The 25,925-nt window shown below is 69.3% G+C and carries 24 protein-coding genes; 3 read left to right on the forward strand and 21 right to left on the reverse strand.

The window, feature by feature from the left end:
- Positions 1 to 3: 3 nt before the first annotated feature.
- The 8 genes from JKG67_RS08345 to JKG67_RS08380 form a co-directional block, all read right to left on the reverse strand.
- The gene (locus JKG67_RS08345) at positions 4 to 1,143 is read right to left on the reverse strand and encodes a hypothetical protein (RefSeq protein WP_203336827.1); all 1,140 of its coding nucleotides are present in this window, start codon (positions 1,141 to 1,143) and stop codon (positions 4 to 6) included.
- A gap of 11 nt (positions 1,144 to 1,154) precedes the next feature.
- Entirely contained in the window at positions 1,155 to 2,372 is a 1,218-nt protein-coding gene (locus JKG67_RS08350) for an acyl-CoA dehydrogenase family protein (RefSeq protein WP_203336828.1), read from the reverse strand.
- An 86-nt stretch (positions 2,373 to 2,458) separates the two neighbouring features.
- Positions 2,459 to 2,668, reverse strand: a complete 210-nt coding sequence (locus JKG67_RS08355) for a hypothetical protein (protein WP_203336829.1) — start codon at positions 2,666 to 2,668, stop codon at positions 2,459 to 2,461.
- Positions 2,665 to 3,945, reverse strand: coding sequence for a DUF6752 domain-containing protein (locus JKG67_RS08360; protein ID WP_203336830.1), 1,281 nt, complete (start codon positions 3,943 to 3,945; stop codon positions 2,665 to 2,667). The genes JKG67_RS08355 and JKG67_RS08360 overlap by 4 nt, the downstream gene beginning before the upstream one ends.
- Positions 3,938 to 5,491, reverse strand: a complete 1,554-nt coding sequence (locus tag JKG67_RS08365; RefSeq protein WP_203336831.1) for a class I SAM-dependent methyltransferase — start codon at positions 5,489 to 5,491, stop codon at positions 3,938 to 3,940. Before JKG67_RS08365 ends, JKG67_RS08360 begins: the two co-directional genes overlap by 8 nt.
- A 57-nt stretch (positions 5,492 to 5,548) precedes the next feature.
- Entirely contained in the window at positions 5,549 to 6,532 is a 984-nt protein-coding gene (locus tag JKG67_RS08370; protein ID WP_203336832.1) for an endonuclease/exonuclease/phosphatase family protein, read from the reverse strand.
- Positions 6,533 to 6,569: 37 nt separating this feature from the next.
- Positions 6,570 to 7,874 carry a phospholipase D-like domain-containing protein gene (locus JKG67_RS08375; protein ID WP_203336833.1) on the reverse strand — a complete coding sequence of 435 codons (1,305 nt, stop codon included), beginning with the start codon at positions 7,872 to 7,874 and terminating at the stop codon, positions 6,570 to 6,572.
- 79 nt (positions 7,875 to 7,953) lie between these two features.
- A complete protein-coding gene (locus tag JKG67_RS08380; protein ID WP_203336834.1) occupies positions 7,954 to 8,310 on the reverse strand; it encodes a hypothetical protein in 357 nt (118 codons plus the stop codon).
- Positions 8,311 to 8,368: 58 nt separating this feature from the next.
- On the opposite strand from JKG67_RS08380, the gene JKG67_RS08385 reads away from it, so the two are divergent.
- Both JKG67_RS08385 and JKG67_RS08390 read left to right on the forward strand, forming a co-directional pair.
- Positions 8,369 to 9,514 (forward strand): Mrp/NBP35 family ATP-binding protein, encoded by a 1,146-nt coding sequence (locus tag JKG67_RS08385; protein WP_203336835.1) that lies wholly within the window; start codon positions 8,369 to 8,371, stop codon positions 9,512 to 9,514.
- 15 nt (positions 9,515 to 9,529) lie between these two features.
- Positions 9,530 to 9,868: a sec-independent translocase gene (locus tag JKG67_RS08390; RefSeq protein ID WP_203336836.1), complete on the forward strand. Its 339-nt coding sequence runs from the start codon at positions 9,530 to 9,532 to the stop codon at positions 9,866 to 9,868.
- Positions 9,869 to 9,871: 3 nt separating this feature from the next.
- On the opposite strand, the gene JKG67_RS08395 is transcribed toward JKG67_RS08390, so the two are convergent.
- The gene (locus JKG67_RS08395; protein WP_203336837.1) at positions 9,872 to 10,429 is read right to left on the reverse strand and encodes a hypothetical protein; all 558 of its coding nucleotides are present in this window, start codon (positions 10,427 to 10,429) and stop codon (positions 9,872 to 9,874) included.
- A 133-nt stretch (positions 10,430 to 10,562) separates the two neighbouring features.
- Here JKG67_RS08395 and JKG67_RS08400 point away from each other — a divergent pair, with 133 nt between their 5' ends.
- Positions 10,563 to 11,084, forward strand: coding sequence for an Rv3235 family protein (locus JKG67_RS08400; RefSeq protein ID WP_203336838.1), 522 nt, complete (start codon positions 10,563 to 10,565; stop codon positions 11,082 to 11,084).
- Between the two features lie 39 nt (positions 11,085 to 11,123).
- Here the strand turns inward: JKG67_RS08400 and secA are convergent, their stop codons facing one another.
- From secA to JKG67_RS08460, 12 genes are all read right to left on the reverse strand, one after another.
- A complete protein-coding gene (secA, locus tag JKG67_RS08405; protein WP_203336839.1) occupies positions 11,124 to 13,982 on the reverse strand; it encodes a preprotein translocase subunit SecA in 2,859 nt (952 codons plus the stop codon).
- Between the two features lie 101 nt (positions 13,983 to 14,083).
- Positions 14,084 to 15,274, reverse strand: coding sequence for a winged helix-turn-helix domain-containing protein (locus JKG67_RS08410; RefSeq protein ID WP_203336840.1), 1,191 nt, complete (start codon positions 15,272 to 15,274; stop codon positions 14,084 to 14,086).
- Entirely contained in the window at positions 15,274 to 15,945 is a 672-nt protein-coding gene (locus JKG67_RS19050) for a response regulator (RefSeq protein WP_307816478.1), read from the reverse strand. The genes JKG67_RS08410 and JKG67_RS19050 overlap by 1 nt, the downstream gene beginning before the upstream one ends.
- A gap of 43 nt (positions 15,946 to 15,988) precedes the next feature.
- Positions 15,989 to 16,624: a ribosome hibernation-promoting factor, HPF/YfiA family gene (hpf, locus tag JKG67_RS08420; protein WP_203336841.1), complete on the reverse strand. Its 636-nt coding sequence runs from the start codon at positions 16,622 to 16,624 to the stop codon at positions 15,989 to 15,991.
- A gap of 110 nt (positions 16,625 to 16,734) precedes the next feature.
- Positions 16,735 to 17,469 carry a ComF family protein gene (locus JKG67_RS08425; protein ID WP_238998148.1) on the reverse strand — a complete coding sequence of 245 codons (735 nt, stop codon included), beginning with the start codon at positions 17,467 to 17,469 and terminating at the stop codon, positions 16,735 to 16,737.
- A 155-nt stretch (positions 17,470 to 17,624) separates the two neighbouring features.
- Positions 17,625 to 19,355: an LpqB family beta-propeller domain-containing protein gene (locus JKG67_RS08430; RefSeq protein WP_203336843.1), complete on the reverse strand. Its 1,731-nt coding sequence runs from the start codon at positions 19,353 to 19,355 to the stop codon at positions 17,625 to 17,627.
- A complete protein-coding gene (gene mtrB / locus JKG67_RS08435; protein WP_203336844.1) occupies positions 19,352 to 20,908 on the reverse strand; it encodes an MtrAB system histidine kinase MtrB in 1,557 nt (518 codons plus the stop codon). Before mtrB ends, JKG67_RS08430 begins: the two co-directional genes overlap by 4 nt.
- 6 nt (positions 20,909 to 20,914) lie before the next feature.
- Positions 20,915 to 21,631, reverse strand: a complete 717-nt coding sequence (gene mtrA / locus JKG67_RS08440; RefSeq protein WP_443678534.1) for an MtrAB system response regulator MtrA — start codon at positions 21,629 to 21,631, stop codon at positions 20,915 to 20,917.
- A 128-nt stretch (positions 21,632 to 21,759) separates the two neighbouring features.
- Complete coding sequence (gene ahcY, locus JKG67_RS08445; protein WP_238998149.1) at positions 21,760 to 23,193, reverse strand: adenosylhomocysteinase; 1,434 nt, start codon at positions 23,191 to 23,193, stop codon at positions 21,760 to 21,762.
- Positions 23,194 to 23,322: 129 nt separating this feature from the next.
- Positions 23,323 to 24,339: an SIS domain-containing protein gene (locus tag JKG67_RS08450; RefSeq protein ID WP_203336846.1), complete on the reverse strand. Its 1,017-nt coding sequence runs from the start codon at positions 24,337 to 24,339 to the stop codon at positions 23,323 to 23,325.
- A gap of 13 nt (positions 24,340 to 24,352) precedes the next feature.
- The gene (locus JKG67_RS08455; protein ID WP_203336847.1) at positions 24,353 to 24,517 is read right to left on the reverse strand and encodes a Trm112 family protein; all 165 of its coding nucleotides are present in this window, start codon (positions 24,515 to 24,517) and stop codon (positions 24,353 to 24,355) included.
- A complete protein-coding gene (locus JKG67_RS08460) occupies positions 24,514 to 25,890 on the reverse strand; it encodes a phosphomannomutase/phosphoglucomutase (protein WP_203336848.1) in 1,377 nt (458 codons plus the stop codon). Before JKG67_RS08460 ends, JKG67_RS08455 begins: the two co-directional genes overlap by 4 nt.
- Positions 25,891 to 25,925: the final 35 nt, after the last annotated feature.

The following is a 25,925-nucleotide window of genomic DNA, read 5'->3' on the forward strand; positions in this document are numbered from 1 at the left end:
GGCTCAGCCGAAGTCACCGAATTCGCCGTTGACCTGTTCGAGAAGGTCGGCCAGTGCCTCGATCCGGGTCGCCAACTGTCCTGACGAGTTCGGCGCTCCGGACCAGGCTGGGTATCGTGCCGCCACGGCCGCGTGCATGCCGACGAGGGCCGCCTCGGCCGCTGCCAGCACGTGTGTCTGATCGACCGTCGCGGGGTCGATGCCGGGCACATCGACCGGGGTCAGGTCCGCCCACGCACCCACCAGGCGCGGCTGCAACTGCTTCAGTTCAGAGGTCATCGTCGCAGCCTGCTCCCCTACCCAGTCGGCGACCGGCAGACCGATCTGCGGCTCGTCCGCGCGGCGCGCTGCCAGCACCGACTTGGCGAGCACCTTCTTGCGAAGTCGAGCAGACCAGGGGAAGGAACGGCCCCTGCGGTCGAGTTCCGCATTCAAAGCGCGAAGAACCTCCGCCGATCCGGCACCGACTGCGGTGTTGACCCGCTCGCCGGGGACCATGCCGACCGGGTCGAAGCCGACCAGTTCGGCGAACCGATTCCACAACACGGTGGGGGCAGCACCGGGGGGCGGGACAGTGAGCAGCGTGACTCCGCCGGCCACGTCTGCCCATCGTCGTGCCAGTCGCACTGAGTTCTGCTGCATCCAGAAGGTCCTGCTTGCGCGGGTCACGTCGCCCGGAGCTCGCTCGACCCGGGGACGTCCTCGCTTCAGGGCAGCGTGGTAGTCGGGCCAGGTCCAGGACCGGCCGTTCTGAATCGTTTCCTGCCACATGCCGCGAATGCTCCGATTGAGGTCCCGCAGGCTCAGCACGACCTCCACCTGGCAGTGCGGGAAGCTGCCCATCACCCGGCGTATGCCAGCCGGCGAGGCGGACCCCATCAGCTCCATCGAGAAGACCGCCGTGCCCGGCCAGGCGTCGATCTCGTCCAGAACCTGCTGCCAGGCGCCTGCGTGGCTTCGGCGGCCGGGCAGGTCGGTGCGCCCCAGGACGTCTCGGGTTGCCCTCGAATGTTGCCCCCAGGTGCGCCCGGGGACCAAGACGCCCTGACTGGCCAGGGTTGCCTTGTTCGCGAAGAGGGTGGACTGGAGGTACGTCGTCCCCGACTTCATCGCCCCCACATGGAGCACCACGCGGTTAGCCATCGCGTCGCCGATCAGGACCCAGTCGCGTAATCCTCGAGGAGTCGCCGGCCGATGATCATCTTCTGGATGTCGGAAGTCCCCTCACCGATCAGCATGAACGCCGACTCACGGTAGAGACGCTCGATCTCGTACTCCTTGGAGTATCCGTAGCCCCCGTGGATCCGGAAGGAGTCCTCGACGACCTCGTTGCAGTACTCGCTGGCCACCATCTTGGCCATCCCGGCCTCGACGTCCATCCGCTGGCCGGTGTCCTTGAGCCGGGCGGCCCGCACCATCATGGTGTGCGCGGTCTCGACCTTGGTGGCCATCTCGGCGAGCCGGAACAGCACCGCCTGGTGCTGGGCGATCGGCTTGCCGAAGGTCTCCCGCTGCTGGGCGTAGTCGATGCCCAGCTCGAAGGCGCGCCAGGCGATTCCGCAGGCGCGGGCGGCCACGTTCACCCGACCGACCTCGACCCCGTCCATCATCTGGAAGAAGCCCTTGCCCGGTTCGCCGCCGAGGATCTGGTCGGCCGAGATCTGGTGACCCTCGAAGATCATCTCCGTGGTGTCGATCCCCTTGTAGCCCATCTTGTCGATCTTGCCGGGCACCGTGATGCCCTGGGCGACCTCACCGAACCCGGGGGTCTTCTCGACCAGGAACGCCGTCATGTTCTTGTAGACCGATTGAGCGCCCTCGTCGGTCTTGGTGAGCACCGCGACCAGGGTGGAGGAGCCGCCGTTGGTCAGCCACATCTTCTGGCCGGTGATCGCGTAGGACTCGGGGGTCCCGTCGGCCGAGCTTGTCGCGACCACGGCCTTGGTGGAGACGGCCGCGACGTCGGAGCCCAGCCCCGGCTCGGACATCGAGAAGGCACCGCGAACCTCGCCGGTGGCCATCTTGGGCAGGTACTTCTGCTTCTGCTCCTCGGTGCCGTGCTGCATCAGCATGTAGGCAACGATGAAGTGGGTGTTGATCACACCGGAGACACTCATCCAGCCGCGAGCGATCTCCTCCACACAGAGTGCGTAGGTGAGCAGCGACTCGCCGAGCCCGCCGTACTCCTCGGGGATCATGATCCCGAAGATGCCCAACTCCTTGAGGCCCTCGACGATCTCGGTCGGGTACTCGTCCGCGTGCTCGAGCTCTTGGGCAACCGGGATGATCTTGGCGTTCACAAACTGCCGGACCGTCTTCAGGATCTCCTCCTGGATGTCGGTCAGGCCTTCGGTGCTGCAGAGGCGACCCATGATGCTCGTACCCTTCGTCTACGCACGCCCGCAGGGAGTTGCGGAGGCAGTTGGCGGTTCGGGAGATCCTAACCTCGCAACGCGAGTCATTCCTCGTCAGGTTCGCTGGCTGGCCACTCGCCGAGCACCACCGACAGGTCCTGGTCGAGTTCATCGAGGAGACGTTCAAGGCCGGCGAGCAGGACGGCCTCCTCGGCCACACCGACCTCGAGCACGCTGAACCTTTCGCTCAACCCGTGGATGCGGTCGAGTCCCGCTAGCACCCGGAGCCGACGGCGTACTCGGCCGGTGGTCACACCGATTCCTGACGGTAGCGACGCAGCGCGGCCCCGGTGACCTTGGAGTCAGCCTTGGCAGCCGGCAACAGGAGCTCTCGGACGAGGTCGGACAGGTCGGCCACCCGGAGCTGCAGCGCACGGAGTTCAGCGAGCTGGCCCTCCAGGTCCCGAGCCTTCTCCTCAAGTGCCGTGGCACGCCGATCGACGAGCCCTGCGGTGGCGCGGCTGACCAGCCCCCTGGCGGCCTGGCGGGGCGACCGACGTGGCACCGGCGCCTCGTCGGCCTCGGCGGCCTGTCTCAGCAACAGCTCCGCCAGAGCCCGGACCGCGAGCTCGGCGATCTCGGAGTCGGATACCTGGCCCGGAGTGCGTCCGCCCGGCCGGGACGCCTCGAGGTCCCCGAGCTCGCCACGGACGTCGTACCCGGCCTCCGTGATAGCCCGGATCGCCCGCCTGCTGCGGCGGGCGGCATCAGCCACCTGCTCGTCTGTGGCCCCGATCGACTCGGAATCCAACCCGGCCAGTACGCCGTGGGCGAGAGTGTCCCGCAGCCAGCGCGCCTGCTCGCGGTTGCCGACCAATCGATCACCCACAGCCACATTCACCCGCCGCAGCACCTCGGCGGCGACCACCCCGAGACTCTCATTCGTGCGCTCCACGTTCATCTCCAGTCCTGGTACGTCGATTCCGCACGCGGCGGCGAATCGGTGCCACAGTTCATCGCGATGGGCCTTCGATTTCGGCATGGTGATCACATGCACCCGGTCCGGGGGCAGCGTGGCCCCCCACCGGGCGGCGACCTTCGCCGGGTCCATGGTGCGCCAGCCCCACTCGGCACGGGGACCTGCCTTCTCGCCCTTGGGGCGCCACTCCTCCAACGGCGTGGTGAGGGCGAACTTGAGGCGTTCCTGCCAGGCCGAGGGGACGGCTCGCGCGAAGTCGCGGGCGGTGATCACCACGTGCACCTCAAGACCGGAGAGATCGCTCAGGGCTCGCGCCGCCTGGTCAGCCGAAGCCCCGGCGAACAGCTCGTAACTCAGCACCGCTGTCGGTCCCTGCCAGCGACGGATCTGGGCAACCAGACGGCCCCAGGCCTCGGCAGCGGCGGGAGGCAGATCCGCGAGCCGTCGGTCCTCCCGGACCACCATGCCCGCGTGCACCCGGTCCAGATGTCGCTCACCCACCACCGCGATCCCCGCAGCGGCCAGCTTCTCCCGGTTCAAGGCCAACACGTTCTGCAGGTACGTGGTGCCCGACTTGGGGGCTCCCACGTGCAGGAACACGCGCTCAGTCATCACGACTCCCCGTGGACTCGGTCGTCGAGCCCCAGGCGAACGCCAGACGCCACCTTGCCGGGACGGCACGGTCGCTCCGGGTGCGGAGGACGAGGCCAGCTTCGGTGGTGCCGGCACTGTCGATCAACCGGCCCCCCAGTCGCTCGGCAGCGGCGATCAGGTCGCTCGGGTCGACCGGGCGAAGTCGGGGGCCGGACTCGTCGGCCCGATCCACGGCAGGCCTCGCTCGTCCCACGGCCTCGCCCTCGAGGAAGAGGGAGCCACCGCCCCGGACGACCATGCTGACGAAGTTCCAGAAGTTCTCGCGCCCGTCACGGTCGAGTGCCTCGACCAAGCCGCGGGCGGTCACCACATGTGCTGGGGCAGCATCCCGGGAGACCATCGCCGCGCGTGTCCAGGTGCTGCGTAGATCGAGGAGGTTCAGTTGGCCGAAGCCGGCACGCAGGCCCTCGTCCTTGGCCACACGCGCCGCGGGGCGGAACGACCCACGGGCGTAGTCGAGGCCGAGCACCCACCTGCCCGCGCGGGCCCAGTGCAGGACGTCGCCGCCCCGACCGCAACCCACGTCGACGATCCGAGCGTCGGTGGCGGTGCTGGCGAGCACCCAGTCGGCGAACTCGGAACCGTTGAGGTCGTCCGATTCGGCGAGTCGGCTCTCCCATTCCCGGCGCTGACGCATCAGGCTGCCGAACCACGCGTCGAAGCGGTGCTTGATCTCGTTCGAGGGTTGGTGCCGGAACGACGGGTCGGGCACTCGCCAGCCCGGTCCATAGCTCACCGCGAGCATCGCGTCGACGTCGGCTGGTGCGGGCAGCATGCGTCCCTCGAACTCGAGCTCCGTCAGGGGCAGCACCGCACTTCGGGGCACAGGTGCCCGCACCGTCGCTGTCTCGTGCAGGTACTCCCCCACATAGAACGTGGTGTAGACATCGATGCTGCCAATCACCCCGTCGGAGGCAGTGAAGACCACGGTGATGAACGAAGCGGACTTGGTCACCACACGCAGGCCGCGGCGCCGCAGCGCCCGCGTCATCCCGTAGAGTTCGAGGGCCATCTCGGCCGGTGTCGAAGCCTCGCTGAGGTAGGCCAGGTCGACGTCGGAGTCGTGGCCGATGACACCGCCCTCCCGAGCGGCGCCAAGCAGGGTGCCGAAGGCCATCCACGCATCGATGCCACAGTCCTCGCGCAGGATCTGCAGCACCACCTCGGTGAGCTCGACCAGTTCGGTCACCACGGCTTTGTCCCGTCCCGAGAACGGGTGCTGGAGCAGTCCCCACTTGTCGACCATGAACGGGACGCCGTGCTTGTCCCGCAGGCTGACCCGGCCCTCGCCGTCACCGAAAGCGACCTCGTCGTCGAAGATCACCCGGCGTGCCGAGGTGACTCGGACCCGCGAGGCACCTTCGAGGAAGCGCCGTAGCCGCTTCGGCCACTCGACCTTGGTCCCGCCGCTACCCCGAGACGGCGCATCGACACTGAACGACCACGTGTGGTGGTCATCGAAGTGGACGTCGCAGGCGCCGGTGAACCCGGGCGGCAACGTCACTCCGGATTCGTCGACTCGGACCCCAGATGACACTCGGACACCCTAGGACATCGGCGGTCAGGGCACGTGCACCCGGGCACTGATCACCGCATGATCGGTGATCCGGGGCACCATCGCGCTCCGGTCCTCCCGATAGCCGGAGAACGTGACGCCCCCCGACCCGAAGATCCAGTCCACCCGAAGCCGTCCCGAGGGCGGCCGACACGGCGTTCCCCGGGAGCCACCCCGCGCGGCGTACAGGTCGGTGCGGGTGGTCACCGTGCAGAAGACGCCGGCCCGTTCGTTGAGGTCGCCGATGAAGAAGACCGGTATCCCGTCCTTGCGCAGTTCGTTCAGCGCGGGGATCTGGATCCGCATCGCCGCGTCCCGTTCGGACTGTCGGCCGCCGGGTGAGTTGTGCACGTTGACGAGGTAGATCTCGCGCAGCGACGTCCGGTGGCGGAGCCGGACCATCGGCCGCACCCGCGGCCCGGCCACGAACGCTGTCGCGAGTGCCGATGTCCACGTCGGCTCCCACATCTCGGTCCGCCACATCACGGTGGTCTGGACCGCGCCGGGTCCCTGTGGCGTGTAGAAGGTCCAGGTGTCGCCGAGGCGCTCCCGCAGGATCGCGTACTGGTCCCGCTGCAACTCCTGGAAGCCGACGATGTCCGGCTGGTCCCGGAGCAGCAGGTCCGCCGCCCAGCCGGCGCGTTGCCGCCCGGGGGCGTAGCCGGGAGCGGTCCCTCCCGGCACCGTGTGGTTGCTGCCCAAGACGTTGAACGTCATCAGGGTGAACTCGTAAGGCAGCGCCCGCGCCGCCTCCTCCGCAGCGTCCCGCAGCGCTTCGATGCCTTCGGGCAACTGCACCGGCGGCCGTTCGTCGAGCGCCTGCTGCGTGGCACGTTCGGCTGCCTCGGTGTCCGCCTCGCTGACCTCGGCCGTCTCCGGGTCGTCGGGAGCCACCGCGTCGTGAGGCCGGCCCCCCGGAGCAGCCCACAGCAGCGCTGCGATCAGTGCGATCACCGCGACTGCGGCCACCAACGACAACGCCTGGGTCAACCGCCCGGGTCCCGAAGTGGCTGACTGCTCGGCCAGGTCAGTCGACCTCGATCTTGGCGTACGGGTCGATCCCCTGCGCCGCGGTGCGCGCCATCAATTGCGGGTTGGGGCGAGCACTGACCGGCGGGTTGTCGTACCAGTGGTCCACGAACCGGGCGTAGGCACGCGCCTTGGCCGGTGCCTGCATCCGCATGCCGGCCTCGTCGCTGGCGATCACCAGCGGCGACCAGTTGGCAGAGCCGTTCCACACCATCGATGCTCGGGTTCGGCCGTCCCAGACGCCACGCACGGTCATCACCTTGGTGTGCAGATAGCGGTCGTAGACCCCGTCGCCGTCGAAGTCCTGGACGATCTGTCGGAACGGGACCGGCCTGTTGCCCTCGCTACGGAGGATCCGCATCACCTGGTTGCCGGCGACGGCGTAGATGATCTTGATGTCGCAGCCCTGGTCCTGTTTGCGGGTGATCAGCCGGGCGATGTTCTTGCCGCGCTCACCGTGCCACGAGGTCATCGCGATCCTGATCTGGGTGCGGCCGTTCGGGGTCGCCGGATGGGTCGAGCCGCGACATTTGACCTTGCGCAGGTCGTCCAGCACCGGATCGCCGCTGATCTTCGGGCCCTGGTAGGGGTAGAACTGGGTCTCCCAGCGACCGAAGGTGTTGGTCCGCCAGGCCGGTCGGACCGGCTCGTCGCGGTAACTCTCGTTGAAGGTCCGCATGAAGTCCCGGAAGATCGGGCGCTTCTCGGTGATGATGTCCACGTCGTTCCACTGGTGAGTGGCAGCGATCCGGGTGGCGTTGTGACCGCCGTAGATGATCACGTGGCGGACCCCGTTGACCCGGGTGAAGAGGAAGTACTTGCTGTGCGCGATGCCGCCACGGCCACGACACGAGCCCACGCACCGGGTGACGCCGCTCTTACGGGCCTGGGGGCGCTTCCGGTTGCCGTTGCGCTTGAGTTCCCGCTCGAGTTCATCGAGGAGTTCGTTGGGGTTCTCGGCGTGGGCGTTGCCGACCCAGATGATCACCCGCACCGAGACCCCCCGCTTGTGCGCGTTGATCAGGGCCCGGGTGATGGCACCACTACGGATGTTCCAACTGTGGATGCGGATCTTCTGCTTGCGTCCGGTGCCGCGGATCGAGCGCACGATCTCGTTGTGCACGGCCCACTTCTGGTCCACGGTGCCCAAGGGGTTGTTGAACACGACACCGGGGCGGGGCTTGTACCGTTCCGCACTGGCGGTCGGCGCGACGGCCAGTCCGGCCACGGTCACCGCGAGTGCGGTGGCCAGTACTGCGAACGTCCTGTTGATGCGCACGCGCACGTCACGCTCCCTGCTCACGTCGTCTTCCCCCGAATGTCTTCTGCACCTGTCAACGACGGCGCGCCGGTGCGCCGGTCGGAACGGTCAGGCTAACAGGTCAGCCGGCGCACGAGTCGAAGGCGTTCAGGTACTGCTCCGAGTTGGCCAGCGGCCCGTCGGTCTCATTGATCCGTCCCCCCGCCACCGCGTAGTAGCGGTCCGCATAGGTGAACAGCGGGATCCCGAACTCGCACGGGAAGCCATCCGCCTCGACCAGCACGCCGTCCGCCACGCAGCCGTCGTACTCCTCGGGCAGCGTGCCGCCGTCGACCCACAGCGCCGCGCAGTCAGGGGCTGCCTCCCCCGGTCGCTCCGGCTCCGGATCGGCCGCCCCGGGCTCTGACCCGGAGCCACAGCCGGAGACGGCCAGTGCGGCCACTGCCGCGACGGTCAGGTGTCGCCACTTCGTCGCCATTCCACCGATGCTACGCCGATGCCGGGGGGCTCGGGGGTACGACGTACGCTTGGGCACCATGAGCAGCCCCACCCCCGATCAGGTCCGCAGCGCCCTGGCCGGCGTCCAGGACCCGGAGATCAAGCGACCGATCACCGAGCTCGGCATGGTCGAGTCGGTCGAGGTGGACGCGGACGGAACCGTCCGACTCACCGTGCTGTTGACGGTGGCGGGCTGCCCGATGAAGGACACGATCACCACCGACGTCCGGGCCGCTGTGCAGGCGGTCGACGGGGTCACCGGGGTGGAGTTGGAGCTCGGCGTGATGACCGCCGAGCAGCGGGCCGGGCTCCAGGAGGTGCTCCGCGACGGTCGGGCGCAGCGCGAGATCCCGTTCTCGCAGCCGGGCAACCTGACCAAGGTGTTCGCGATCGCCAGCGGCAAGGGCGGTGTCGGCAAGTCGTCGGTGACGGTGAACCTGGCTGTCGCGATGGCCGATCGGGGCCTGAAGGTCGGCATCGTGGACGCCGACATCTATGGCCACTCGATCCCGGCGATGCTGCAGGTCGCTGACGCCCGACCGACCCAGGTCGAGGATCTGATCATGCCCGTCCCGGCGCCGTCCGGTGTCTCGGTGATCTCGATCGGCATGCTCAAGCCGCGCCGCGACCAGGTGGTCGCCTGGCGGGGCCCGATGCTGGACCGGGCTCTGGTGCAGATGCTGGCCGACGTCTACTGGGGCGACCTGGACGTGCTGCTGCTCGACCTGCCACCGGGCACCGGCGATGTCGCGATCTCCCTCGGACAGCACCTCCCCAGCGCCGAGGTGCTGGTGGTCACCACCCCGCAGGAGGCTGCGGCCGAGGTGGCCGAACGTGCCGGCACGATGGCCTCGATGATGCATCAGCGAGTGGTCGGCGTGCTGGAGAACATGAGCCACCTGGTGTTGCCGGACGGTGAACTGCTGGAGGTCTTCGGCGCCGGCGGCGGCGCCCGGGTCGCCAGCACCCTGTCGGAGCGCTTCGGGTACGACGTACCGCTGCTCGGCCAGATCCCCCTGGAGACCGCCCTGCGCCTGGGCGGCGACAGCGGTGACCCGGTGGTGCGCAGCGCCCCGGACACTCCCGCTGCCAAGGCGCTGATCCAGGTGGCCGACACCTTGTCGGGCCGCAGCCGCGGACTGGCCGGTCTCCAACTGGGCCTGACTCCCTCGTCGAAGTTCTGATCCGGGGGCCTGGCGGTGTTCGGCGTCGGGTTGACCGAGTTGGCGGTGCTCGCCTTCGTCGCGGTGCTGGTGGTCGGGCCGGAGAAGCTGCCCGACCTGGCCAAGCAAGCGGGCCGGATGCTGCGTCAGCTGCGACGGATGGCCGACCAGGCCCGGGACGAGATCCGCGACGAACTGGGGCCCGAGTTCGCCGACCTGGAGTTGCGCGACCTCGACCCGCGCCGCATCGTCAAGAAGACGATCGCCGACGCGATGGCCATGGAGGACGATGCCGAGGAGGCTCGGCAACGTCGGGCGGCTGCTCCTGGGCTGGATCCGGGGGAACGCCCACCGTTCGACCTCGACGCCACCTGAGCATCACAGCGGCACCTTCTTGGAACTGACCGCGGCGATCGCCGCCAGCGGCACCAGCCCCGGAGCCGGCACCTCACCGGGGTCGGCCGCGGGCACGATCTCGGCGAAGTCGGCGCCGATCCGGCCGACGGTTCCCTCCCGTCGGCTGCCGTCGACGAGATGGAGTACGCAGACCTCGTCGGCGTCACCGAGGCGGCGCAGCGCGGCACCGAGTCCCAACTTCGCCGAGACTCGCCACGCCGCCTCCGGGGTCGACCGGTCGGAGAGCCCGTGCACGCCCAGCATCGAGGCCAGGGGCAGCACCCAGTCCTGAGCGGGGCTGACCAGCAGGCACCACTGGGCACCGGCATGACGCAGCCGACCGTGCAGCCGACCGACACCGGCCAGGTCCACCGACACGTCCCGCCCCACCGAAGCGATCAGGCGACTGGCCAGGGTGACGCCCAGGTACTCGGCCCGCCTCCGGTCGGCCATCTCGGCCTCCCGCTCGGCGGCGAACATCACCCCCGCCTGCTGCTCCAGTTCGTCGAACAGCGTGCACAGGTGCTCTTCCCAGCGCATCCGATCCGTCCCTCCCGAGTCCCGATGCGGGCAAGCCTGTCACAGAAGGTGCCCCAAGTCGGGTTTCAAACCCGGGCGAGTGGGTATGAACTGCATCAAACGAATGCAAACACAATGATTGAGAGGTGAGGGCATGTTCACGGATTCACCGGTGCCCGCCGCCGCCTTCCAAGGCACGCTCGCGCTGGACCTCCAGCCGGCCCTGGACCCGCCCGAGGTCGGGTCGGACCATCTCGAGTCGCTGGCAACCTCCGATGCCGGCACCGCCCCGGGGCAGGATCTCGTCGATGTGCCGGATCGGCTCCGGCGAGAGCTCCTGCGGTGGGCGCTGCGGTTCGGTCAGGCCGCCGCCGAGATCGTCAACGGCGACCGGCCCCCCGGACAGTTGGCCAGGCACACCAGTCGGGAGGTCCAGGCCGACCTCACTCGGCGGGCGCTGTTGGTCGCCCGGGCCGCCGGCTCCGATCAGGGCCTGGGGCGACGCTGGTCACCGGAGGGCCGGCCCCGGGTGGTCAGCGTGCACGGAAGCTTCCTGAGCAACAGCGTCGCCGAGGTGTGCCTGCGGGTCCAGACGGGCCAGCGCCACCGAGCCATCGCGGCGCGCTTCGAGGTCGACCGGGGGCGGTGGCTCTGCCGTTCGCTGGAGTTCGCCTGACGGCCCTGTCTTCGCCTGACGCCCCTGTCGCGGACCGGCTCAGCCGCTGACAGCGGTGGTCAGCGGCGGTCCCCCCGGCGCGCCGTGGCACTTCTTGAACTTCTTGCCCGACCCGCACGGACACACCTCGTTGCGACCCACCGTGGCATAGGGGTCGTCGTGGTGGGTGACCGTGCCGCCGGCCACCTGCATCTCGTCGCCGGTCTCGTCCGGAGCGGTGTAGGTCAGCCGCTGGGGCTGCTTGGGCCGCTCGAGGCCCTTGGCCTTGAACGCCGGGGCTGCCGGAGCGGACTGGGTCGCCGCGGTGGCCTGGGCTGCTGTAGCGGACTGGGCTGCCGGAGCGGATCGGGCCGGGGCCTCGTCCTCCTCGATGAAGACGACCTCGCTGTCGCCGTCGGCGTCTTCACCCACCTCGATCTCGAGGTTGAAGAGGTAGCCGACGGCCTCCTCCTTGATGCCGTCCATCATCGCCGCGAACATGTCGAAGCCCTCACGCTGGTACTCCACCAGCGGGTCCCGCTGACTGTAGGCACGCAGGTGGATGCCCTCACGCAGGTAGTCCATCTCGTAGAGGTGGTCGCGCCACTTCCGGTCCAGCACCGAGAGCAGCACCCGACGCTCGAGCTCCCGGGCCACCTCCTCGCCGACCTGTGCCACCCGGACGTCGTACGCGGCGTGGATGTCGGCGGTGATCCGCTCGATGAGCTTCTCCCGGGTCATCGCGGCCCGGCCGCCCACCTCGGCATCGAGGTCGGCGTGGCTCAGCGTGATCGGATACAGCCGCTTCAACGCCGTCCACAGCGTGTCCAGGTCCCAGTCCTCGGCCAGTTCCATGGTGGCGCCGCGCACGTAGCCGGCCACCACGTCGTCCATGAAGCCACGGATCTGGTCGGCGATGTCGGCCCCTTCGAGGACCTCGCGCCGCTCCCCGTAGATGACCTTGCGCTGCCGGTCCATCACGTCGTCGTACTTGAGCACGTTCTTGCGGGACTCGAAGTTCTGCGCCTCGACGGCGCCCTGGGCGCCGGCGATGGCGTTGGTGACCCGCTTGTTCTCGATCGGCACGTCGTCGGGGACCTTGAGCACCTGCAGCACCCGGTCCACCCAGTCGGACTTGAACAGCCGCATCAACTCGTCCTGGAGCGACAGGTAGAACCGGGACTCCCCCGGGTCACCCTGACGTCCGGACCGGCCTCGCAGCTGGTTGTCGATCCGCCGGGACTCGTGGCGTTCGGTGCCGATCACGTAGAGACCACCCAGCGCGGCGACCTCGTCATGCTCGGCCGCGACCTGAGCGCTGACCCGGTCCAGCGCCGGCTGCCAGCCAGCCTCGTACTCGTCCGGCGTCTCGACCGGATCCAGGCCCTTGCTGCGCAACTCCTGGTCGGCCAGGAACTCCACCGATCCGCCCAGCATGATGTCGGTGCCTCGACCAGCCATGTTGGTGGCCACCGTGACCGCGCCCTTGTGGCCGGCCATCGCCACCACCTTGGCCTCGTCGGCGTGCACCTTCGCGTTCAGCACCGTGTGCGCGATCCGCTTGGCCTTGAGCAGACCGGAGAGGTACTCGGACTTCTGCACCGAGACGGTGCCGACCAGGATCGGCTGGCCCTTCGCGTGACGCTCGGCGATGTCCTCCACCACGGCGTCGTACTTGGCCTCCTCGGTCCGGTAGACCAGGTCGGGCTGGTCGATACGTTCCATCGGCTTGTTCGTCGGGATCGGCACCACGCCGAGGTTGTAGATCTTGTCGAACTCCGAGGCCTCGGTCATCGCCGTACCGGTCATCCCGGACAGGGTCTTGTAGAGGCGGAAGTAGTTCTGCAGGGTGACGTTGGCGAGTGTCTGGTACTCCTCGCGGATCCGGACACCCTCCTTGGCCTCGATCGCCTGGTGCAGTCCCTCGTTGTAGCGGCGCCCGGACAGCATCCGGCCGGTGTGCTCGTCGACGATGAGCACCTCGCCGTCGATGACGACGTACTCCTTGTCGTTGCGGAAGAGCTCCTTGGCCTTGATCGCGTTGTTCAGGAACGAGATCAGCGGAGTGTTCACCGAGTCGTAGAGGTTCTCGATGCCGAGGTGGTCCTCGACCTTGGTGATGCCCGGATCGAGCACCGAGACGGTGCGCTTCTTCTCGTCCACCTCGTAGTCGGTGTCCCGGGTCATCTTGCCGGCGATCTTGGCGAACTCGCCGTACCAGGCCACCTCGTCCTGGGTGGGCCCGGAGATGATCAGCGGAGTGCGGGCCTCGTCGATCAGGATCGAGTCGACCTCGTCCACGATCGCAAAGTTGTGGCCGCGCTGCACACAGTCCTCGATCGAGGAGGCCATGTTGTCGCGCAGGTAGTCGAAGCCGAGCTCGTTGTTGGTGGCATAGGTGATGTCGCAGGCATAGGCCTCACGACGCTCAGCCGGCTTCATCGACGGGAGGATCACACCGGTGGTCAGGCCCAGGAAGTGGTGGATCCGGCCCATCCACTCGGCGTGGTACTTGGCCAGGTAGTCGTTGACGGTGACCACGTGTACGCCGTCGCCCGAGATCGCGTTCAGGTACGCCGGCAGAGTGGCGACCAGGGTCTTGCCCTCACCGGTCTTCATCTCGGCGATGTTGCCCTGGTGCAGCGCAGCACCACCCATGATCTGGACGTCGTAGTGCCGTTGGCCGATCACCCGGCGGGCGGCCTCACGGACGGTGGCGAAGGCCTCGGGGAGCAGGTCGTCGAGGGTCTCGCCCTCGCTGTAGCGCTGCTTGAACTCCTCGGTCATCGCCTGGAGTTCGGCGTCGCTCATCGCGACGAAGTCGTCCTCGATGGCGTTGACCGCCTTGGCGATCGCCTCGAGCTGGCGCAGGACCTTGCCCTCGCCGATGCGGAGCAGCTTGTCGATGATGACGGGCACGGGCTTGCGGACTCCAGTTCACGGATCTGACGGGCGGCGCGGCCGCGCCACTCGGGGGACAACCCCGGCCATGCTACCCACGGGGGCCAGCCGGATCCGCATCACCGGCCGATCTCCACCTCCAGCGCCGCCGCGAGGTCCCCGCGGGGTTCGACCAGTACGTCGTCGAGGCCGAGCCAGCCGGCCATCCGCACCAGTTCCGCGGCCAGTTCGGCGGCGGTCCGATCGGGCGCGGCCGGCTCGGCCCAGGCGGCCCGGACCAGCAGCCGCCCAGCAGCGCGATCCGCCTTGAGATCGACCCGGGCCACCAGCCGATCGCCGAGCAGGAAGGGCAGCACGTAGTAGCCGTGCACCCGCTTGTGGGCGGGGGTGTAGATCTCGATCCGGTAGCGGAAACCGAAGAGTTGCTCGGTCCGGTCCCGCTCCCAGACCACGGGGTCGAACGGACTGAGCAGCGTCCGGGCATCCACCCGGCGTGGCATCCTCGCCTCGGCGTGCAGCCAGCCGGGCCGGTGCCAGCCCTCCACCTGGACCGGCTCCAACTCCCCCGCCGCCTGCAGTTCGGCGACCGCGACACGGGTCGCCTCCACCGGCATCCGGTAGTAGTCCCGTAGACACGCGAGCGTGGCGACGCCGTGCGAGCGGGCCGCACGGCGTACCAACTCCACATGCGCCTCGGTCTCGGTGAGGTGTGGTCCACTCAGGTGAGCGGCGGGGATGACCCGTTCGGGCAGGTCGTAGCGGATCTCGAACTGGGCGTTGCGACCAGCCACCGCCACGTCGCCGGTCGCGGCGAGCAGGTCGAGCGCCTTCCGTGCCTCGGACCAGTTCCAGCCCCAGTGCTCCTTGGTGCGTGGGGCACCGTCATCGAGGTCGCGGGCGGTCACCGGGCCGCGTTCGGTGACCTCGGCCAGGATCCGCCGCTTGAGCGCGCCGTCGATGCCGGCCCACCAGCGGGCCTCGCGTTGTCGGTACCGCTCCATCCGATGCCGCATCACCGGCCACAGCTCGACCGGCATCAGCGCCTGGACGTGCGCCAGGTACTCGACCAACCGGCGCGGTCCCCGCTCCGAGGCGCGGTGCAGCAGGTCGACGTCGTAGGGACCCATCCGGGAGTAGAGCGGCATGTAGTGGGCTCGCTGCAGCACGTTGACCGAGTCCACCTGCAGCACTCCGGTGCGTTGCACGGTCCGCTCCAGGGTCCGCATCGTGGGCCGGGCATGCGGTCGGTCGGCGAACCCCTGGGCGCCGAGCGCGATCCTGCGAGCCTGGTCGAGGGAGAGACTGACCATCAGAGCTCGAGGATCTTCTCCCGCACGGCGTACATCACCGCTTCCATCCGGGAGTGCAACTGCAGCTTCTCCAAGATGTTGCGGACGTGGTTCTTGACCGTGTTCTCGCTGATGAAGAGGCGCTTGGCGATGTCGCGGTTGTTCAGCCCCTCGGCCACCAGCCCGAGCACCTCGAGCTCACGTTCGGTCAGTTTGAGGCGCGGCGACTCGGCACGCTCGGGCCGCGACATCTGCTTGAACTCGTCGATCAGCTTGGTCGCCATCGACGGACTGATCAGCGACTGCCCGTCGGCGACCACCCGGACCGCCTGGGCGACCTCATCGATCGAGGAGTCCTTCAGCAGATAGCCCGCGGCACCCGCCTTGACGGCCTCGTAGAGGTCGGCCTCCTCGTCGCTCATCGTGAGCATCACGATCTTCGCCGACGGAGCGGCCTCCTTGATGGCCTGACAGGCCTCCAGGCCGGAGCGGCGTGGCATCCGTACGTCGAGCAGGACGACGTCGGGTGCCACGCGCGCCGCGACCTCGATGCCTTCGTCGCCGTCCCCGGCCTCACCGACGACCTCGATGCCGGCCTCGACACCGAGGAGCATGGTCAACCCGCGCCGGAAGAGTTCGTGGTCATCAACGACCACGACCCTGATCGGCTCCGCCGGCTGCCCCTTGTCCACCCCTGCATCATGGCAGAGACCGGCGACACAGGCAGGACAGTGTTCACTGAGCGGCGTCGCCGAGGTCCAGCGAGATCACTCCGTAGTCGTAGCCCTTGCGGCGGTAGACCACCGACGGACGTTCACTCTCCTTGTCCACGAACAGGTAGAAGTCGTGGCCGACCAGCTCCATCTCGTACAGGGCCTGGTCCAACGTCATCGGGGAGGCAGGGTGTGCCTTCTCCCGGACCACCAGCGGTCCGTCCCCGGTCACCGTGATCGGCCCGACGGTGCGCTCCTCGACCGTCTCTTCGGCCTGCTCGGCACCGGCCAGCAGCCCTTCGGGGATCGCGTCGGCCAGTGCCTGCCCGACACTCACCGGGGTGTGTCGGCCGCGGTGGATCCGGCGACGGTCCGCGGCCCTGCGCATCTGCGAGGCCATCTTGTCCATCGCGAGGTCGAGCGCGGCCATCTTGTCCTCGGCGGCCGCCTCGGCGCGGATCACCGGGCCCTTGGAGAAGGCGGTCAACTGAACCCGGACGGCCCGGTCGTGCTGGCGCGGGTTGCGCTCCTGCTCCACCTCCACCTGGACCCTCATGATCCGGTGGTCGTGCTTCTCCAGGCGAGCGAGCTTCTCGGTGACATGGGTGCGGTACCGGTCGGACACCTCGCAGTGACGACCTGTGACGACAACGTCCATTCCTACCTCCTGGAGTCGGGTGCGATGGGGAGCCGAACCTCACTTCATGCGAACCCGGGAGACAGAGAGCCCCCCGGCCGCGAGAGGTGGGTGGACTCCATGAAGAGACGCTAGTCGAAACCGGCCGACGATAAAAGGGCCGTCCGCCTCTGAGTCGCGGCAATCACCGCGATCCCCCGCAACCGCACCCCCAACTCCTCCAGGGCTCGCTGCGCCTCCCGGGCGGTGGCGCCGGTGGTGATCACGTCGTCGACGATCACCACGTGCACCGGCCGGCCACTGGCCGCGGCCTTCAGGGCCCGGCGACGACCGGCCAACGCCCCGGCCAGGTTCTGCGCCCTGGCAGCGCTGTCCAGGCCGCTCTGGTCATGCACCCGCCGACCCACCACGAGCAGGCGGGTCACCCGCGCGGGAGTGCCGGCGCGCCGCAGTGCCCGGGCTGCGCCGCGCGCCACGGCGTACAAGGGATCGTGGCCGCGCCGCCGCGCGCTCGACGGTGCGGAGGGCACCGGAACCACCAGCACCGGCACCCCGGGGTCGTCGGCGACGAGCAACTGCACCGAGGTGGCCAGCAGTCGGGCCAACGGCCGCCGCAGGGCCAGTTGTCGATGCTCCTTGTGTCCCACCACCATCGCCTGCACCGGCCCGCCGTAGGCAGCCGACGCCGCGACGGCGCCCAGTCCCTCGGGGCAGGGCGTCGGTCGGGTCCAGAAGGCGGTCGTCGGCAGCGCGGCGCTGCAGTCGCCGCACAGCATCCGACCCGGGAGCGCGCAGCCCAGGCACTGACTGCCGAACACCAGGTCGGCCAGTGGATCAACGACGAAGTCCGACCACGGCGAGCCCATCGACCCAGCCCAGCGCATCGGCGGTGTCCGGCGCAACCAGGGCCTGTGGAGAAGTACGGTTGGCGCCGTAGGAGGCCCAACTCGACGCGGATGGGGCCCAAGTCGACGCGGATGGGGCCCAACTCGGCGCGGATGGGGCCCAACTCGACGGGGGGTCAGCCGACGAAGGCGAGGGCGTCGAGTTCGTCGTCGAAGGGCAACGGCTCCCGGTCGTCGAGGTCGATGACGCCGTCGTCGGTGAGCAGGTAGCGTCGATCGGACTCCACCGGCGAGCCGGCGTACCCGAGCACCCGGTCCCGGCGGAGCACCAGTGCCTCCCGACTGCGGCCGTGTGATCCGTCGACCGGGATCGTCCGGATCTCGGTGAGTTGGTCGCTGCGGGCGTTGACGACCACCACGCTGGACGCGGTGCGCCAGGCCAGGTGCTGCACGTCCAGCGGGGTGTCCACGTCCCAGGCGATCACGGTGGCCGGTCCGGCCCCCACCACGGCGCCGCGTTCGTCGCGCCGGATCCGGCTCACGACCAACGAGTCGCCCGCGGGGCGGCGGACCACGGCCACCAGCCGGGATCCGTCCCGGGACACCAGGAAGGCGGTCACGTTCTCACCGCTGACACCACGGACCTGCAGCGGTTGCGGCCCGGCGGCGGTGATCACGGAGACCGCCGCGCCGCCGGGAGCCCGGTCGATCGTCCACAGCCTGCCGTCGGAGTCCCATGCCGGCCGCAGCAGATCGGTGCCGGTGAGCGCCGACTCCGGGGCCGCGACGGGATCGGTGATCGAGGCCACCCTGAGCACCCGGCCGTTCCGGGAGACGCCGGCCACCCGCCGTGCATCGAGGTCGACCGCCAGCTCGCGCTGACGCGGAGCGTCGGCGCGCCCCAGCGGTCCTCCGGTGCCGATCACGCCGGTCCGCAGCACCTCGACGACCCGACCGTCACGCAGGCCGAACATCCGCGAGCTGGCGCCGGCGATGGTCGGCGCGTACTCCTCACCGTGGGTCATCCGGAACTCCGGCGCCCCGTCGGGAGCGGGCACCGACTCGGAGTTGACGGTGATCCGGATGCCGCGAATGGCCGGGTCCTGCCGCAGCGTCCAGGCCAGTTGCGCACTCATCAGCGCGGCCACCTCCGCGTTCGGCCGCTCGAACTCCCCGGTCAGCGCCACCTCGGCGGTCCCACCGGCCGAGACCGGGACGGAGAGCCCCAACTCCGCGCCCTCGGGGAAGAACGACCGGGCCACGTCGACCAGTCCCTCGCCGGGCCCGTGCAGCAGGCTTCGGGTCAGCGCGGTCGCCAACTGATCACCCCGAGGCACGAACACCGGCTCCGGGATCAGCACCTGACCGGTGGGGTCGAAGAAGTACAGGTCCACCTGCGTGAAGCGTTGCTCGAACCATGAGCGAGGCACCAGCAACGCATCCGGAGCAGCATCGATGCGCCACTCGTCGTCCTCGCGCACCATCGGGAAGGTGATCTGGCTCCCGGTCGACGGCACCGCTCCCAACCAGGCACCCCGCTCGTCGAGCCGATGGGCGCCCCGCACCGTCACCTGGACCTCGGCCGCGCCGGTCGGCGGAGTGATCTGGCCGTAGATCACCGTGGCCTGCTCGGGCCGCCACTGCGACCGGGCCCGACCGGACAGGAACTGCCGGGCGATGCTGGTCTGCACCGGACTGGCCTGCATCGCCTCCAGGAACCCGGTCACGACCGCACTCGGGGACTCACCGGGCTGGGGCGGGTTCGGCACGATCACCGCGTCCGGACCGTTCGCCTCCACCTCCACCGGGCTCTCCACCACCGGGCCGCTCACCGGCAGTTGCACGCACCCGGCGGTGAGCAGCAGGACGCTGACGATCAGTGCGGCGCGGATCCCGTCGCTCCTCACATCGGCACCTCCGCATCCTCGGGAACCAGGGACAGCGGACTGTGCCGGAGTTCGTCGCCGGCTCGGCGGGGCAATGTCAAACGGAACTGGGCACCCTGGCCGGGCCGGCCCCAGGCCTGCAGCCAGCCGCCGTGCAGATGGGTGTCCTCCAGGGCGATGGCCAGCCCCAGACCGGTGCCGCCACTGGTGCGGGCTCGGGCCGGGTCGGCCCGCCAGAAGCGGTTGAACACCATCGCGGACTGGCCGGCCGCCAGCCCGACCCCGTGGTCGCGGACCGCGATCGCCGCGGCGTGGTCGTCGCCGGCGACCAGCACCTCGACGTCGGAGGAGTCGGCATGGTCGATGGCGTTGGTGACGAGGTTGCGGATCACCCGCTCCACCCGGCGTACGTCGGCCTCGGCGAGGCAGGGGTGACCGGGAGCGGTGACCACCACCCTGGTTCCGCGCTGGTCGGCGAGCCCGCGGGTCATCTCCGCAACCCGATGGGCGACGTCGACGAGGTTCACGTCGTCGGTCTCCAAGGTGGCGGCGCCGGCGTCGAAGCGACTGATCTCCAACAGATCACCGAGCAGTCCCTCGAATCGGTCGAGCTCGGTCTGCAGCAGCTCCGCGGCCCGGCGGGTGGCCGGGTCGAAGTCCTCCCGTGCGTCGTGCAGCACGTCCCCGGCCATCCGCACCGTGGTGATGGGGGTCCGTAGTTCGTGGGAGACGTCCGAGACGAAGCGCTGCTGCACCCGGCTCAGCTCCTCGAGCTGGCGGATCTGGCGTTGCAGGTTGGAGGCCATCTGGTTGAACGAGGTCGCCAGCCGGGCCAGGTCATCCTCACCGGAGACCCGCAGCCGCTCGGTCAGTTGTCCGGCCGCCAGCCGCTCCGCGACCTGGCGGGCCAGCCGGATCGGGGTGACCACCTGCCGGGACACCAGGAAGGTGACCCCGGCCACCAACACCAGCAGCAGCACTCCTGCGGTGAGCAGCGCCCGGCTCACCAGCCGGAGCGTGGCCCGCTCCTCCTCGAGCGAGAACAGGTAGTACAGCGTGTACGCCGAACCGTCCGCGGGCAGCCGCACCTGGGAGCCGACCACGATCCCGGGCCCGGACCTGATCCCGGCGTCCGGGTCGGCCAGGATCTCGGTGAAGGTCCACGCGCTGGTGGTGGACTCCTCGAAGTGTCGGCGCAACCGCTCCGGGACACTGTCGGTGTCCACTCCGGGAGTCAGGATCTGGACGCCGAAGCCGGGACCGGCCAGCACCACCGCGAACCCGCGGGCGCTGCCTCGCAGGATCACCGGCTCGACCAGTTGGGCCCGCTGGCCGGCCGGGTCGAACTCGGTCCCGGAGACCGCGGCCAGGCGCCGTTCGGCCTCGGCGGTCTCACTCGCCGCCTCCGACAGGGCGGCGTCGACCCGGTGCTCGAGGAGGCCCTCCCGGGTCTGCTGGAGCAGGAACCAACCGACGACACTGCCGGTCGCGAAGGAGAGCACCACGGTGCTGGCGACCACCCGAGCCTGGATCGAGCGGCGCCAGAAGCTGAGCCCGAGGCGGAGGTCAGGCATCGCGGATCAGGGGCTGCCGATCTTGTAGCCGACGCCCCGCACGGTGACCACGATCTCGGGGTTCTCCGGGTCGTGCTCGACCTTGGACCTGAGCCGCTGCACATGCACGTTCACCAGCCGCGTGTCCGCCGCGTGCCGGTATCCCCAGACCTCCTCGAGGAGCACCTCCCGCGAGAACACCTGCCGGGGTTTGCGGGCGAGGCAGACCAACAGGTCGAACTCGAGCGGCGTCAACCCGATCGGCCGCCCCTGCCGGGTGACCTCGTGCCCGGCGACGTCGATGGTCAGGTCCCCGACGTTGAGGGTCTCGGGGGCGGGCGACTCGGCTCGGCGCATGCGTGCCCTGATCCGGGCCACGAGCTCCTTGGGTTTGAACGGCTTCACCACATAGTCGTCGGCGCCGGACTCGAGGCCGACGACCACGTCGACGGTGTCCCCCTTGGCGGTGAGCATCACGATCGGTACGCCGGACTCGGCGCGGATCTCCTTGCACACATCGATACCGTCCTTGCCGGGCAGCATCAGGTCGAGCAGCACCAGGTCGGGCCGGTAGCTGCGGAACGCGTCGAGCGCGTCGTCACCCCGATCCACCAACTGGCTGTCGAACCCCTCCTGCCGGAGCACGATGGCGAGCATCTCCGCCAGCGACGCGTCGTCGTCGACGACCAGGATCCTGCCCTTGCCGTCGGTGCCGCGAGGGCGCGTGTCGTTCATGCCGGTCATTGTGCCTCACCGCACTTCGGTACCACGGGCGATGGCCTCGTTCTTCGGTCCGGTCGGACCGAGGAACGAGGCCATCACCAACTCACCACCCGCGTGCGCGGCGGCGTTCGCCGCCGACACGCCCGCGATCAGTAGCGGTAGTGGTCCGGCTTGTAGGGGCCCTCCGCCGGAATGCCGAGGTAGCTCGCCTGGTCGCCGGTCAGGGTGGTCAACCTGACACCGAGGGCGTCCAGGTGCAGGCGGGCCACCTCCTCGTCGAGGTGCTTGGGCAGCACGTAGACGCCGACCGGGTACTCCTCCGGCTTGGTGAAGATCTCGATCTGCGCCAGCACCTGGTTGGTGAACGAGTTCGACATCACGAACGACGGGTGGCCGGTGGCGTTGCCGAGGTTCATCAGGCGACCCTCGGAGAGGATGATGATCGAGCGACCGGTCTCGGGGAACTTGAAGAGGTCCACCTGCGGCTTGACGTTGGTCCGCTCGACGCCCGGCCACGACTCGAGGCCGACCATGTCGATCTCGTTGTCGAAGTGACCGATGTTGGCCACGATCGCCTGATGCTTCATCTTCGACATCTGCTCGGCCGTGACGACGTCCTTGTTGCCGGTTGCGGTGATGATGATGTCGGCGACGTCCAGGACGTTGTCGAGGGTGTCGACCTGGTAGCCGTCCATGGCCGCCTGCAGCGCACAGATCGGGTCGATCTCGGTGATGATCACCCGAGCACCCTGTCCGCGCATCGACTCGGCGCAGCCCTTGCCGACGTCCCCGTAGCCGCAGACCACGGCGACCTTGCCGCCGATCAGCACGTCGGTGGCCCGGTTGATGCCGTCGATGAGGCTGTGCCGGCAGCCGTACTTGTTGTCGAACTTGGACTTGGTGACCGAGTCGTTAACGTTGATGGCCGGGAAGAGGAGCGACCCTTCCTTCATCATCTCGTAGAGCCGGTGCACACCGGTGGTGGTCTCCTCGGTGACGCCCTTGATCTCCTCGGCGATCCGGGTCCACCGGTCACCGCTCTCGGCCAGCGACGCGTTGAGCACCTCGAAGATGATCCGCTGCTCGGCCGAGGTGGCCGACGCCGGGTCCGGAGCCTCGCCCTTCTTCTCGGCCTCGAGACCGAGGTGCACCAGCAGAGTGGCGTCACCGCCGTCGTCGAGGATCATGTTCGCGCGCTTGCCGTCGGGCCACATCAGGATCTGCTGGGTGCACCACCAGTACTCCTCCAGCGTCTCGCCCTTCCAGGCGAAGACCGGGACACCCTGAGGGTCCTCGACGGTGCCGTTCGGGCCGACCACGACCGCAGCGGCGGCATGGTCCTGGGTGGAGAAGATGTTGCAGGAGGCCCAGCGCACCTCGGCGCCCAGAGCCACCAGGGTCTCGATCAGCACCGCGGTCTGCACGGTCATGTGCAAGGAGCCGGCGATCAGTGCCCCGGCCAACGGCTGCTCGGCACCGTAACGCTGCCGCATCGCCATCAGGCCCGGCATCTCGTGCTCGGCCAAGGCGATCTCGGTGCGTCCGAAGTCCGCCAGCGCCAGGTCGGCGACCTTGTAGTCCATGGTTGTCTCCGATTCAGAAAGTGACTTCGCCGCGTCACGCATCTGCGCCATAAGGGATCTCCCACGCGGGTGTCCCTTCAGCGTAGGACCGAGTGATCCGGATCGCAGAATCGTGACGCGGGGCTCTGCTCAGTCGACCAGGCCGAGCGCCAGGTAGCGGTTGGCGTACCGCCCCTGCAACAGCAGCGAGGCGTACCGCGCCACCTCGCTCCCCTGTTCTGCCGACAGGGTGTGCACGCGTACGCCGCGTCTGGCTGCGGCCGCCTTCAGTTGCCCTCGCTGCTCGCGCACCACCGGCTCGTCGGCTCCGTCGTCGAGGATCAGCAGCACCGGTCGCAGTTCCCCACCGTCGGCGACCGGGTCGGCGAAGACGTCGCGGGCCTTGGCCGCCTCAAGCACCGGCAGCAGGTGCTCGGCGTCACCGGCCAGCGCGCCGCGTCCGCGGGCGCGGCGGAAGTCCTCGGCCACCCGGCGGGCCGCCCGGGCGGCGAGCACGGAGCCGCCCCAGACCAGCGGGCTGGCGTCGGCGAGGGTGATCGCCAACTCCTTGGCGGGGTTGCTGGACAGGTCCCGGAACGGGGAACAGTCCGCCGCCACCCCATCGAGGACCCCGGCCACCTCCTCAGCGTCCGCGCCGGGGCCGAGGCCAAGCCGGTGCAGCACGTCGAGGACCACCACCGCGGTGGCCAACTGGTCGCGGGTGCCGGTGGGCAGCAGGGCGGTGTCCCGACCGGCGGCATGCTCGGCGACCAACGAGTGCGGCGGACACGCCACCACCACCCGACAGCCCCGACGCACCGCTTCGGCCACCGCCGACGCCGACCCGGAGTCGGAGCCTTCGGGAGCCAGCATCACCACCAGGTCCAGGCTGCCGGCCCACCCCGGCAGCAGCGGGCCCGGCCACGCCACGAAGGGCACCGGGCACCACGGCTCCAGGACCGCTCTGAGCAACCGCGAGTCCGGCCCGGCCGCGATCACGGCGCGAGGCGACTGTCCCCCGGACCTCTCCACGGCGGCATTCGCGGCCTGGTCGGCCTCGGTGGCCTCCCGACGGACCCGCGCCCCGGACTCGGCCAGGTGGCGTAGCTGCTGGTCGATCTCGGCGAGCGCGGCCGGATCGTCGAGTCGGGAGTCGTCGAACCACATCTGCGGCTGCCTCTCAGTCGGTCCGGCGGGCCTCGTCGACCAACAGCACCGGAATGTCCTCCACGATCGGATACCGCAGACCGCAGCCGGTGCACTGCAACTCCAGGTCGAGCACCCGGAGTCCGGCCCGGCAGTCCGGGCAGACGATGATCTCCAGCAGGTCGGGGTCGATCCTCATGCGTCCCTCCGGATCACGGCCAGGACACGGTCCCGGATGTCGGTCATGGTGGCGGCGTCGCGCCCCTCGGCGTTGAGTCTCAGCAGCGGCTCGGTGTTGGACGCCCGGACGTTGAACCACCAGTCGTCGTGGGTGACGGTGAGTCCGTCGAGCCGGTCCATCTCGATGCCCGGCCGGTCCCGGTAGGCCTGCGCGAGCTCCTCGATGACGGCCTGCTGGTCGGCCACGGTGGAGTTGATCTCGCCGCTGGACGGGTAGCGCGCATAGCGGTCCAGGAGGGTCGAGAGGGGCGTGCTGATCTCGGCCAGTGCGGCCAGGGTGTGCAGCGCGGCGAGCATGCCGGAGTCGGCGCGCCAGAAGTCGCGGAAGTAGAAGTGGCCACTGTGCTCGCCGCCGAAGACGGCATCGGTCTCGGCCATCGTCGCCTTGATGTAGGAGTGGCCCACCCGGGTGCGGACCGGCGTACCGCCGAGCTCGGTGACGATCTCGGGGACGGCCCGCGAGGTGATCAGGTTGTGGATCACCGCGGAGCCGGGGACGCGCGCGAGTTCGCGGGCGGCGATCAGTCCGGTCAGCGTCGACGGGCTGACCGCCTCACCGCGTTCGTCGACGACGAAGCATCGGTCCGCGTCGCCGTCGAAGGCCAGACCGATGTCGGCGTCCTCGGCCAGCACCCGCTTCTGCAGGTCCACCAGGTTGGCCGGCTCGATCGGGTTCGCCTCATGGTGGGGGAAGGTGCCGTCGAGCTCGAAGTACATCGGCACCAGGTCGACCTGCTGCTCGCCGAGACGTTCGAAGACCGCCGGCGCGGTCAGTCCGGCCATCCCGTTGCCCGCGTCGACGACCACCTTGAGTCGGCGACCGGTCACCGGCGCCAACGCCAGCAGGTGCGCCGCGTACGCGTTCAGCACGTCGTGCTGGGTGATCGAGCCTTGCGCCGTGGCCGGCCGGGGGGCCGCCAGAGCGAGGTCGCGGATCTCGGCGAGACCGGACTCCATGCCGATCGGCACCGCGTGCGCCCGGCACATCTTGATCCCGTTGTACTGGGCCGGGTTGTGGCTGGCGGTGAACATGGCTCCGGCATGGCCCAGGTGCCCGGACGCGAAGTAGAGCTGGTCGGTGGAGGCGAGGCCGATGTGCACCACGTCGGCGCCCATCGACATCACGCCGTCCGCGAATGCCCCGGCCATCCCCGGCGACGAGGGACGCATGTCGTGTCCGACCACGACGGTGTCGGCTTCGGTCACCGCCACGAAGGCGGCGCCGATCCGGCGCGCCAACTCGTCATCGAGCTGATCGGGAACGGTGCCACGGACGTCGTACGCCTTGAAGATGCCCGCCACGTTGTCGGGCTGCAGGGTGCCGGAGGCCATGGCCGCACCCTACCGCTGGCCGAACACCGTCGACC

It is taken from the genome of Nocardioides limicola (assembly GCF_016827675.1).
GTDB classification, from domain to species: domain Bacteria; phylum Actinomycetota; class Actinomycetes; order Propionibacteriales; family Nocardioidaceae; genus Nocardioides; species Nocardioides limicola.